This window comes from Acinetobacter sp. TAC-1 (assembly GCF_029025845.1).
In the GTDB taxonomy this organism is placed as follows: Bacteria; Pseudomonadota; Gammaproteobacteria; order Pseudomonadales; family Moraxellaceae; genus Acinetobacter; species Acinetobacter guillouiae.
In genome coordinates, this window is the sequence record NZ_CP118892.1 from 1795830 (window position 1) to 1808111 (window position 12282).

Genomic DNA, 12282 nt, shown 5'->3' on the forward strand with positions numbered 1-12282 from the left:
AAAATGGATGCTTAAGCATCCATTTTAGTTGAGGCACATGATGGCTTTATATCGCAGGTTCAGTTTCAGTTGCTGCATGTCTTGAAATTAAGGCACCAAAAATAGCAGCGAAAATATACATAAAGATTGAGTAAACCGCGGCAGGCATTGCGACAGTAGAATTTGCGATCACAGTCAAAGCAATCGTCATGGCTAAAGTACTATTATGAATGCCGATCTCAAATGCGCATGCGCGTGCTTGAGCACTATTAATACCGAGTAATCTTGGAACAAAGTAGCCAATAACCAGACTGCAAATACAGAAAATCACCGTGGCTAGGCCGACTTGAGTTAGGTATTCCATGATATGTGCACGTTCTTTGGTGATTGCCCCAATAATAATGAGAATCAAAAATACCACTGAGAAAATTCTTAAAGGTTTACTTAATTTTTCAGTAAAGTGTGGCGCATAATGTCGAATGAGCATGCCGATACACACAGGAATTAAAATAATTGCAAAGACTTGCAGTATTTTACTGAACTGCATGGTGATTTGTTGCCCATCATTCATAAAGTATTGAATCGAAAAGTTTACGATCAAAGGCAAGGTGAAGGCAGCAATGACCGAGTTAATTGCAGTTAAGGTAATATTAAGTGCAATGTCACCTTTAAATAAATAACTAAATAGATTGGCGGTACTTCCTCCAGGTGAGGCTGCAAGCAACATTAAACCTACGGCAAGCAAAGGCGGGAGTGCAAGCACCTTACAAATGATAAAAGCGATACCGACCAAAAGTACCAATTGACAGAATAACGCAATCAATACAGCTTTAGGGTGTTTAGAAACTCGCGCAAAATCTTTTGGAGTAAGTTCTAAACCTAGTCCAATCATAATAATGGCGAGGGCGAGGGGAAGCATTATGGTAATTATCCCTGAATCCATAGTTTCATCCTTTTTGTTGTTTTACATTAGGGTCTGTTGACAAATCGTCTATTTATTAAATGTCAACAGACCCTGATTCAATATGTGAATATTCCGTTCTCGATTTGAGTGTAATCGAAAGGTATCGAATTGAAAAATGAAATCTATGACTCAGAAATCTTCTTGAAAATATGTGTTTTAAATATATAGCATTAGGCCGAATAACAATTGATTCATCGTAGACGTAAAACTATATGAATACTGATATTAATCAAGTCTACGCACAGACTTGAAATAAAAAAGGTGCTCCATTTTTTAATGGAACACCTTTTTTGCTCATACATGCTATTTATAAAAGCAGGTATTTATAAAAGCACGTATTTATGCCTAAAGCAGATTATTGCGCTTGGATCGGATCTTCGCTTGGAGCGGCTTGACTCGGTTGCTCCATTGCAGGTTGTTCTGCTTGTGATGCATCATTTGTTGCTGGTGCATCGGCACTCGCTGGAGCAGATTGTTCTACAGCTGGGCGGTTTTCAATGGCTGGTTCAGGCGCTGCAGCAGCGGCAGTTGGGTTGCCACCTGCAGGTGCTGGGAAGCTAAATTGTAATTTACCATTTTCATTTGGTTCACATGTACCGTTAAAAGTTACACCTTTGTTGGCGTAGGTGACCCAGTCACCTTGTTTTTTCTTGGCACATACCTGAATTTGCTTTTTCACTTCGGCTTTGCTGGTGTTTTCATCAGCAGCATGGGCAAAACTAAATGCAACACAACTGAGTAAAGATGCTGTAATTACTTTAGACATGGTATTTTTCATCATGATATTCCTTATATATAAAGTCTCGAAAAAAATAATTTGTCCGTGTATTGTCTATCGTATCGTGAGTTTTTGATAAGTTAAATTCTATTTGTAGGGCAGTCATGAAACGAAGTGTCAATTTATGTTGCCTATGTATAAGAGATGTTTAATCGTTCATACGCATGATTGAGGGAAATAATATTTGTAAAACTGCCTAAAACTAGAAGTAAAATTTTGCTATAATTTCCTGTCATTCTTTTATCTCTCATTTATCACTATGCATTATCCTAAAGTTTACGATGTCATTGTTATCGGTGGCGGTCACGCAGGTACGGAAGCGGCACTGGCTGCGGCGCGTATGGGTCGACAGACTCTGCTTTTGACTCATAACATTGAGACTTTAGGGCAGATGAGCTGTAACCCAGCCATTGGTGGTATTGGTAAATCTCACCTTGTTCGCGAAATTGACGCCTTAGGTGGTGCAATGGCATTGGCTGCAGACAAGGGCGGTATTCAATTTCGTATTTTGAACTCGCGTAAAGGCGCAGCTGTACGTGCAACTCGTGCACAAGCTGACCGTATCCGTTATAAAGCCGCGATTCGTCATACACTTGAAAATCAAGCCAATTTAGATATTTTTCAACAATCTGCAGATGACTTAATTGTTGAAGGCGATACGGTTAAAGGTGTAGTGACCCAAATGGGTATTCGCTTTGATGCGAAAACTGTGGTGTTAACCACAGGTACATTCTTAGGTGGCGTGATTCACGTTGGCCTAAATAATTCTTCAGGTGGACGAGCAGGCGATCCACCATCAATTTCGTTAGCAGCTCGTTTACGTGAATTAAACTTGCCAGTAGGTCGTCTAAAAACTGGTACACCACCACGTATTGATGCACGTTCTGTCGATTTTTCTGTGATGATTCCACAACCGGGTGATTTCCCATCACCAACCATGTCATTTATGGGGGATGCTTTGATGCATCCTGAGCAAGTTAATTGCTATATCACGCATACCAATGCGCGTACTCATGAGATTATTCGTGGTGGTTTAGACCGTTCGCCGATGTATACCGGGGTGATTGAAGGTGTAGGTCCACGTTATTGCCCATCGATTGAGGATAAAATTCATAAATTTGCAGATAAAGATTCGCATCAGGTATTCCTTGAGCCAGAAGGCTTGGATACACACGAGCTTTATCCAAATGGTATTTCAACATCTTTACCATTTGATGTGCAGTTTGAGTTGGTACGCTCTATCCGTGGTATGGAGAATGCACACATTCTTCGTCCAGGCTATGCAATTGAATATGATTATTTCAATCCGCAGTCTTTGAAATTCTCACTTGAAACCAAATCGATTAATAACTTGTATTTTGCAGGTCAAATTAACGGTACAACAGGTTATGAAGAAGCTGGTGCACAAGGTTTATTGGCGGGCTTAAATGCTGCACGTCGTGCGTGGGATCAAGAGCAATGGACGCCTAAACGTGATGAAGCGTATATGGGCGTTTTGGTCGACGATTTGATTACCTTAGGTACCAAAGAACCGTACCGTATGTTTACCTCTCGTGCGGAATATCGTTTGATGCTTCGTGAAGATAATGCTGATCAACGTTTAACAGCAATTGGCCGTGAAATGGGCTTGGTTGATGATGAGCGATGGGCTTCTTATTGTGAAAAAATGGAAGCAGTCGAAAAAGAAACAGGTCGTTTACAACATCTTTGGGCTGCACCGAACAATCCAATGGGGAAAAAATTCGTTGAATTGACAGGCGCTGATCTTTCTAAAGAATGTTCTGCAATCGATTTACTTAAACGCCCAAATATCAACTTTGCACAAATTGCTGAATTAACCGGTTCTGAAGTATCTGCATTTGTCGGTGAGCAGATTGAAATTGCTGTGAAATACGAAGGTTATATCAATCGTCAGCAAGAAGATGTTGCGCAAATGAAGCGTTTGGAAGATACCAAAATTCCAGCTGATTTTGATTATGATATCGTTTCAGGACTTTCTCGTGAAATCACTATGAAACTGAAAAATGTATTACCTGAAACATTGGCACAAGCCAGCCGTATTCCGGGTGTAACACCTGCTGCTGTTCAATTGGTGATGATTACAATTCGTAAAAATAACCAAGCGAGAAAATCAGCTTAAGATGTTGAATTGTAAGAAACCCGCTATATGCGGGTTTTTTATTGTCTATAGCAAAGGGGAATTTTTATTGAAAATATATTGTCATTATGACAATATAAAAAGTAAATAGGTTTTAGAGTAAAACATGACAAAACAAGATCAATTAAAAGGTGCAATCTATGGTTTGTTAGTAGGTGATGCTGTAGGGGTATCATATGAATTTCTCTTAGCTGAGCAGTTACCAGCCTATGACCAAATTGAAATGCTCCCACCGAATAATTTTGCAAAGACCTATCCTCATATTCCAGTAGGGACATGGTCAGATGATGGCGCACAAGCTTTATGCCTTTTGGATTCATTACTTTATAAAAATAAAATGGATACAGAAGATTTTATGAAACGTATATGCAACTGGTATCAATGTGGTTATATGGCTGTGGATTTTCAAGTATTTGATGTTGGAGTACAAACTGCTGAAGCCATAAGAAACTATCTGTCTGGTGTGCCATTATTACAGGTTGCAAATAATGATGTACTTGCAAATGGCAATGGTTCATTGATGCGGGTATTACCTCTAGCAATTTGGCATCAAGGTTCAGATATACAGTTGATTGAAGATGCTTATGCGCAATCACATGTCACACATGCGCATTTACGTTCTAAAGTTTGCTGTGCTTTATATTGTTTATGGGCAAGGTCTATATTAAATGGTTTGGATATTGCAGCTGCTTGGTCTGATGCAGTGACAAAATTACGTGCTTATTTAAAAGATAAGCCAGATGATCTAGAACAACTAGAATATTATATTCGACCTGATGAATTGGAAAAGGGAACAGGCAGTGGTTATGTGGTTGATTGTTTAAAATCGGCTAGATATGCATTAAAACAAACAACATATCAAGATGTCATTAAAACAGCCATTGCATTTGGTCGAGATACAGATACAACGGCTTGTGTCGCAGGAGGAATCGCTGGATTATATTTTGGTTTTGATTCAATTCCAGAATCATGGTTAGCGCAGCTCAGAGCTAAAGATTTAGTTGAACCCTTATTGACCAAACTACTCTCCAATGTGCCAGCTTAAAGGCAAATATTTATGTAAATCAAAGGAAAATCTTAATGATGACCCTTTGATTTTATAAATTCTACAGGCCAACTTGGCCATCTAAGTAATCATCTTTTAATACGCCATCTAGTTTTACTTTACTAAAGTTAAATGTAAACGTTTTTGGATTAAATTGGATGTTTTTTAAAGAGTCTGCTTTTACTTTGGGTGATGGGACAATATTTGAATAAATATTAAAGTGTGATTCAGTAGCCTGATTATCAATGGTTTTTATATATAAGTTATCAAATGGGCTCAAAGAGCTTGACCAAAACTCAATGATATTATGATTTGTAAAAGAGATTTTAAAATGTTTTCCATTAAAGTTGGTTGAGCTGTTATTTAGGGTGTTATATAGCACAATATTATTTTTTATATCAGTTTTTTCAATATTTTGAATTTTTATAGGTGGTTTGGATAAGGTACCTGAAATTTTTCCATTGAGTTTAATTTCTATTTTCTCTGAAGTATCTTCATTATATAACAACGTGTTGTTGAATGTAGCATAACTACTTCCTGAATTTGGATCGATTGACATTGTTATATTCTTACAACCAGTTCTATAAGAATAACAGATATATTCAATAGGATTCGTTATGGAGGTAACATCCATTAATCGAGTAATTTCAGGTTCTTTAGTGAGATCTTGTTTATCAAAAAGTACGCCAACTATATAGCTGTGGTTTTCATTCAATTGATTTTTTGCATTGAATTGAAATTCATAATAATTGTAACTTAGTTCATAAGTGCCTACTTCATTCAGATTTGGAGCTTCAAAGCTTTGCATTACTCTATATAATGGCTTCGTTTGGTCTTGAGTTTCAACATTTGCTTGTAATGAAGTAATTTGATTATCTTTAGTAATGAGTAACTGGCTTTCAACTTTATTTGGCGGGAGTTGCTCAGACGGTGAATTGTTATTATTGGAATCATTTCCACCACCACAACCTGTTAAGTACAAACTTGTTATTGATAATATAAGCATTTTTTTAATCATTGAATATTTCTCATTGGTTACTTTTGATTTTTAATCAAGTGTAGTGTGTTTAACAGATTTAATAAACAGATCCAATCTAACTTTATAAAAATAACTCCTAAACAGAATTGATGAAAAACAAAGCAGTTTTAATTATTTTTCAGTTTGCAAAATCATCGCTATAGTCAATTTACATTCAAACGAGAGGTGAACACCATGACAATGAAATCAATCCGCTACAATAGTGCTGAACTTGTGTGCTGTAACATGTGATGTTTAACATACTCCAATAAATCCCATGTCTTGTGGACATGTAAAAATGTGACATGGGTTTTATATCAGCGCAAAAACAATAAAATTTAAAAACAACAATCAAAACAATAAATCAAAGAGCCGAAAGGCTCTTTTTATTTTGATTGTTTTCGCTTGGATGAAGTCGATAGATTATTCAATTTCATGTACCGCATTAAACACTTCAACAGGCTCAATTCGGACAATCTTTTTACCAAAACTTCTTAACCACCATACCAGTTGTGAGGTAAATGGAACCACAGCACTGACTTGATACAGTTCTTCATTCAGTTGTTCAACTTTTTGCTCTTTACTGAGTTGGCTCTCCGTAAAGTATTGTGCATCATCTTCGTGCATAACTAATTTTAATTCAACATTTTCGGTCGGTCGAGAAAAGTCGACTCTAAAGCCCAGCGCACCAGAATCGATATATTCATCAATATCGAATTTGACTGGGTGTAAAGCACGTAAATCTAAAACAGTTGCAGATTTAAAACGGTGTAATGCAAAGGTTTGAACTTCTGTCTTGTCATGACGCGTACAAATCAAATAGATAATTGCACCTTTTTGAACCAAACCTAAAGGATTTAGAGTATAAGTTTTCTCTTCACCCTGATAACCACGTGCACGATAGACACATTCAATTTGTTTATCTTGTAGTAGTCCTTCATAAATGGCTTGCTGTGCATGTCTTTCCACCAGAGGAGGGATTACTGGTTGGCTTGCAGGCACAATTCGAACACGGTTAATCCATTGTCGAACATTGTTCTGCGTAGAAAGGCTACGCCGTGCCAAATCGAACCAAGGGTTCATTTCATCAATTAAACTCGGTGGAAGCAGGTGTTTTAAATGTTCTTCAACCATCATAAACGTGACTGCTTGCGAGCTGGTCATATGCGGCAGACTTTGAATCGGGGCATCTGAACGCCAACGCCAGCCTTGTGGTACAGTTTTGTTACTCTCGATCGGAAAGCGTTGAGCAATCTGATTTAGATCACGCTGAATCGTGCGTAAGCTGATTTCGATCCCTTCACGTTCTAAAACTTCTTGTAATTCACGTGTGCCCATCCACTTCCCAGTAGAGAGTCGGGACAGGATTTGCCATTGGCGATAGAGGCTATTGGAAGTTTCTTTTTCTTGTGCAGACATGGTTTGGTATCAATGGAATCGTGAATGTTTAAGGGAAATAAATCAGCTACACAATAGAAAATTAAAACTGATTCTGCAAGTTATATCCTGTGAGTAGTTGCTTAGGTGTTGAAAATATTAGCTAAAAAATTTTGAAACAAGTTCGATCAAAACTCACATTGAGTGCAATAGTAAACAATGAATTAATAAAACTGAGCCAGAAAGATTTAATTGTACAGGTGAAGAATACAGGATATGGCGATTTAATAATATTTTGGCATTGATATTGCATTATTAAAGAAGCCATTAGAGAAGATAAAAAGAGGTTTGTATGCTAAAAGAAACCATAGATACAAATTCAAGCAATGAGAATTATGCAGATCGCTTCGCTTTGCCAATTGCTGAGGCAGAAGAAAAAACTGAAACGACGAATCAACAACAGATAGGAAATATTCAACAGGCCATCAATCTAAATATCGATGCACAACAAGCCTCACATCATTTACTTAAACAAATGAATTCGGTTTTTTTTAATGAAATGACGGATGATCAGGTTCTTTCGCCCGAAACTGCTGAAAAAATCGAAGATTGGTTATCTCAACACAGCATTTACCAACTTGAAAAACTCAATGAAACAGCCAAAGCGCATTTTTTATATCAAGGAATTACTTTTGCAGTTTATGGTGAAAAATCGGGAATTGACCGCACCATACCATTTGATTTAATCCCACGTGTGATTGCCAAGCAACAGTGGAACAAGGTTGCAGCAGGCTGTACACAACGTATTCAAGCCTTAAACCTATTTTTAGCGGATATCTATAATCAACAAAATATTTTAAAAGAAGGTTTAATCCCAGCAGTACAAGTGCTTTCTCATGAAGCTTATCAACCGGTGATGATGAATCATCGCTTGAATGGAAATATTTACAGTCAAATCAGTGGAATTGATATTGTTCGGGACTGCAAAGGTGAATTTTTTGTCTTAGAAGATAATCTACGTACGCCTTCAGGTGTGTCCTATATGCTTGAAAGTCGTAAGATGAGTCAAAAACTTATGCCTGAATTATGCAATCAACACGTTGCCAATATTGAGTTGTATCCACAATTGTTGCGGGACGTTTTGGCTGAAAATTCAAAAGTAGATTGCCCAACAATCGTGGTTTTAACACCAGGACGTTATAACAGTGCTTATTATGAACATTCATTTTTAGCAAGGGAAATGGGTGTGCCATTGGTGACATCACGTGATCTTTTTGTTGAAAACGACAAGGTTTATGTGAAAACTATCCGTGGACGTCAACAGGTTGATGTAATTTATAGGCGTTTGGATGATGGTTTTTTAGACCCATTAAGCTTTAGACCTGATAGCACTTTAGGTGTTGCAGGGTTGATGTCTGCTTATTTAAGCGGAAATGTGGTGATTGCCAATGCACCTGGTACAGGCGTTGCAGATGATAAGTCGATTTATCCCTATGTGGATCAAATGATTGCTTATTATTTAAATGAAAAACCAATTTTGTCCAATGTACCGACGTATCAATGCCGTGAAGCTGAAGCTTTGGATTATGTTTTGGCAAATCTGGATCAATTGGTGGTAAAAGAGGCTCAAGGTTCAGGTGGTTACGGGATGCTCATCGGTCCTAAAGCAACTGAACAAGAAATTGACCTATTTAAAATGAAGTTAATGGCTTCACCCTCTGCGTATATCGCGCAACCCACCTTAAATTTATCTGTTGCACCAACACTAACTTCCCAAGGAATTGCTGAACGTCATATTGATTTACGACCATTTATTCTCAGCTCACCAGAACGCATAGAAATTGTTCCAGGTGGCTTGACTCGTGTTGCGATGCAACAAGGTTCACTGGTGGTCAACTCATCACAAGGTGGTGGAATTAAGGATACATGGGTAATTGATGAATATTCAATTTAGCCCCACCTTCAAATAATCCCAGCCAAAGGAGAGCAAACATGATTTTACTCAGTACCAATGCACAGAATATATTTTGGTTAGGGCGCTATTTAACCCGTATTCAATATTTGTGTAGTCAATTTCCATTTAAAACCAATGAATTGGCTTTAGATTATGCACATGCTTTTTGTTTACCCGCATTTGATGCAAGTTCTTTAAATGAATTGATTTTAGACAATGAGCAACCTGCATCATTTCATCAGCATTTTTTATGTGCCAAAAATAATATTCATGATTTACGTGGGGTGATTTCAGCACAGTCCTTTGCCGAATTAAATCAGTTATTACAACAGGCAGAGCAAAATGCTGGTTTTATTTGTGATGTTTGTGAAGAGTGTAATGATGTATTAGAAGCAGAAGATGATGAATTATTGTTTCTATTTTTTAGCTTAGGGCAAAAAATGGAACAATTTGATCGTCAATTACGTCTGAATCAAGATAAATCAGTGACTTTGACACAATTGAATCATTTGATTGATCGTTTAGATCAACATGGTATGTGTAGTTTGCCTGAAGTTTGGGAAGAACTAAAAAACCAACCAGACCGTATGAATTATTATCATTTTAGTGACCATATTGACTCATTATTTGAATTGGATCGCTTATGAAACTGATGATTAATCACCAAACGCATTACCAATATTCTGAATGGGCAAAAAATAGTATTCAGTATATCAAGATGACACCACAGTCTAATTTGCATCAACAGGTGACGGGTTGGCATGTCAGTGTTCCCGGTGAAAAACACATTAAAAAAGATGCTTTTGATAATGTCTGGTTGACCAGTTCGCAAATTGAGCCTTATCAACAAATGTCCATTATGGCGCAGGGGATTGTCGATATTAATGTAGACAATCAATTTGGTATCGAAGATCAGGTATCGCCTGTGGTTTTTTTACAGCCAACCACTGCAACCTTGTGCAATACAGAAATGATTGCTTTTGCTGAACAGTATATAACGCATAAGCGTTGGGCGAATTTCCAAAAATTAGCAGAAGCTTTGTTGCAACATATGCCTTATATCAGCGCAAGTACCACAGTAACGCATACCGCAATGGAGTCTTTTTCAGCACGGCAAGGGGTATGTCAAGATCATAGTCATGTCTTGATTGCGATGGCCAAAGCATTGGGGGTACCAGCTCGCTACGTTTCTGGTTACTTATATGTAAATAATCAATCGCATTTGGCAAGTCATGCTTGGACAGAGGTATTTTTAGATGGTAAATGGCATGTTATTGATGTCAGTAATCAATTATTCCGCCCAGAATCACATGTCTATGTAGCGATTGGACGCGACTATTGGGATGTTGCACCCGTTCGTGGAGTAAGAGAGCAAGGTGGCACTGAAACCATGTACTCTATTGTTCAAGTGCTTGCATGTTAGTGGTGGCAATGGTAAATAGTGTGAATAATTGCAGAATGTGATTAATCTCAAATTTAGTTGTATAGGTAGTTTCATGACGTATTGCTGTGCTTTAAGACTCAAACAAGGTTTAGTATTTATTAGTGATACCCGAACCAATGCTGGAGTCGATCACATTTCTGTATATCGAAAACTTTATACGTTTGGGGTAAAAGGCGAACGCTTTATTTGTATTCAAACTTCTGGCAACCTTGCAACGACACAAGCGGTGATTGGACATTTAGAAAATCATTTGGCACTTAAGCAAGAACCCAATTTGTATAGCGTGAATACGATGTTCGAGGTTGCAGGATTGGTTGGGCAAACCCTACGCAAAGTCATTGCAGATGTCACTGAAGATACTCAAGAGCAAAGTAACTATTATTGTAGTTTATTGGTTGGTGGCCAGATCAGTGGAGAGGAAATGCAGCTTTATAATATTTATCCGCAAGGTAATTTTATTTCTGCAACCAGTGATACACCTTATTTTCAAATTGGTGAAAGTAAATATGGTAAACCAATTTTAGATCGTGCCTTAAGTTATGATATGCCTTTAGATGAAGCGTTACGTTGTAGTTTAATTTCATTTGATTCGACTTTACGTTCAAATGTATCTGTTGGTATGCCATTAGATGCGATGATTTATCTTAAAGACAGCCTAGAGGTACCAAAAGGCAAGCGAATTAACGACAGTGATCCTTATTTTCAACACATCAGCAAACAATGGTCTGAAACTTTAAAGAAAGGTTTGCAAGATTTACCTAAGCCGACCAATGATTATTTTGAATAATACTCTATGTGCTTTTAAAGCGAGTTTAATCTCGCTTTTTTTATATTAAAAATTATAAAGAGGTCGCATAAATTCAATTCTATGTTTCTTTTATTCTAAAATTTATATCGAGACAATTGACTAGGTGGATCATGATTTACTTTGTGTTTTTAATGATAAATATATATTAAATCACTGTTTTAAATTAAAAAAATTAAAGAGCATGGTTATTATGTATGTGCTGTAAAGCAATCCGAATAAAAAAATGATAAACAATTAAATAATAAAATGTTAAGACTTGTATGATCGCAAATAATTGTTTATAAATAATGAAAGTTAAAAATAGAAGAATTACATGACTTTTCAATTATGCTATGCAAGTAAAACAACTTCACCCCATCATCAAATACTCAATGATTTAAGAGATATTTTAGGTGAAGCGAGAGATTTTAATATACTTCATCAAGTTCAAGGCGTTCTGTATTTTGCAGATGAGCATTTTTTTCAATGTCTAGAAGGTGAGGAAGTGGTTATCTTACATGTACTGGAAAAATTGCATAAAGATCCAAGACATCATCAGATCAAGCTGTTTAGAGCAGGCCATGTTGAGCAAGGGCATTTTTCACAGTGGTCTATGAAATACGTGAGACGAAATGGCAAAATTCAACAATACTTCGAGAGTAAGGGCTATAACCATTTTCGCCCATTAAGTTTAGATGAGCAGGATATCCCGACATTACTTAAACTACTCTATGAGATTGAACAGCCAGAAGAATTTGTCTGAAATCTGAAAACTCTT

11 protein-coding genes are annotated in these 12282 nt (G+C 37.1%); 7 read left to right on the forward strand and 4 right to left on the reverse strand.

Annotated elements, in window-relative coordinates:
• Nucleotides 1-46: 46 nt before the first annotated feature.
• Nucleotides 47-922, reverse strand: coding sequence for a bile acid:sodium symporter family protein (locus PYV58_RS08310; protein WP_004822467.1), 876 nt, complete (start codon nucleotides 920-922; stop codon nucleotides 47-49).
• A gap of 376 nt (nucleotides 923-1298) precedes the next feature.
• Complete coding sequence (locus PYV58_RS22860) at nucleotides 1299-1721, reverse strand: hypothetical protein (protein ID WP_004719309.1); 423 nt, start codon at nucleotides 1719-1721, stop codon at nucleotides 1299-1301.
• Between the two features lie 259 nt (nucleotides 1722-1980).
• On the opposite strand from PYV58_RS22860, the gene mnmG reads away from it, so the two are divergent.
• On the forward strand, nucleotides 1981-3861 hold the full coding sequence (gene mnmG / locus PYV58_RS08320; RefSeq protein ID WP_034613397.1) for a tRNA uridine-5-carboxymethylaminomethyl(34) synthesis enzyme MnmG: 1881 nt from the start codon (nucleotides 1981-1983) through the stop codon (nucleotides 3859-3861).
• A 124-nt stretch (nucleotides 3862-3985) separates the two neighbouring features.
• Nucleotides 3986-4924 carry an ADP-ribosylglycohydrolase family protein gene (locus PYV58_RS08325; protein WP_034613399.1) on the forward strand — a complete coding sequence of 313 codons (939 nt, stop codon included), beginning with the start codon at nucleotides 3986-3988 and terminating at the stop codon, nucleotides 4922-4924.
• 61 nt (nucleotides 4925-4985) lie between these two features.
• On the opposite strand, the gene PYV58_RS08330 is transcribed toward PYV58_RS08325, so the two are convergent.
• Together PYV58_RS08330 and PYV58_RS08335 are read right to left on the reverse strand one after the other, a co-directional pair.
• Nucleotides 4986-5942: a hypothetical protein gene (locus PYV58_RS08330; protein ID WP_034613405.1), complete on the reverse strand. Its 957-nt coding sequence runs from the start codon at nucleotides 5940-5942 to the stop codon at nucleotides 4986-4988.
• A gap of 423 nt (nucleotides 5943-6365) precedes the next feature.
• Nucleotides 6366-7361 carry a WYL domain-containing protein gene (locus PYV58_RS08335; RefSeq protein ID WP_004719313.1) on the reverse strand — a complete coding sequence of 332 codons (996 nt, stop codon included), beginning with the start codon at nucleotides 7359-7361 and terminating at the stop codon, nucleotides 6366-6368.
• A 310-nt stretch (nucleotides 7362-7671) separates the two neighbouring features.
• Here PYV58_RS08335 and PYV58_RS08340 point away from each other — a divergent pair, with 310 nt between their 5' ends.
• From PYV58_RS08340 to PYV58_RS08360, 5 genes are all read left to right on the forward strand, one after another.
• Nucleotides 7672-9273 carry a circularly permuted type 2 ATP-grasp protein gene (locus PYV58_RS08340; protein WP_034613407.1) on the forward strand — a complete coding sequence of 534 codons (1602 nt, stop codon included), beginning with the start codon at nucleotides 7672-7674 and terminating at the stop codon, nucleotides 9271-9273.
• A 38-nt stretch (nucleotides 9274-9311) separates the two neighbouring features.
• The gene (locus PYV58_RS08345) at nucleotides 9312-9920 is read left to right on the forward strand and encodes an alpha-E domain-containing protein (protein WP_004822456.1); all 609 of its coding nucleotides are present in this window, start codon (nucleotides 9312-9314) and stop codon (nucleotides 9918-9920) included.
• Nucleotides 9917-10696, forward strand: coding sequence for a transglutaminase family protein (locus tag PYV58_RS08350; RefSeq protein WP_004822455.1), 780 nt, complete (start codon nucleotides 9917-9919; stop codon nucleotides 10694-10696). The genes PYV58_RS08345 and PYV58_RS08350 overlap by 4 nt, the downstream gene beginning before the upstream one ends.
• 73 nt (nucleotides 10697-10769) lie before the next feature.
• On the forward strand, nucleotides 10770-11504 hold the full coding sequence (locus PYV58_RS08355; RefSeq protein ID WP_004822453.1) for a proteasome-type protease: 735 nt from the start codon (nucleotides 10770-10772) through the stop codon (nucleotides 11502-11504).
• Nucleotides 11505-11838: 334 nt separating this feature from the next.
• The gene (locus tag PYV58_RS08360) at nucleotides 11839-12267 is read left to right on the forward strand and encodes a BLUF domain-containing protein (protein ID WP_004719325.1); all 429 of its coding nucleotides are present in this window, start codon (nucleotides 11839-11841) and stop codon (nucleotides 12265-12267) included.
• Nucleotides 12268-12282: the final 15 nt, after the last annotated feature.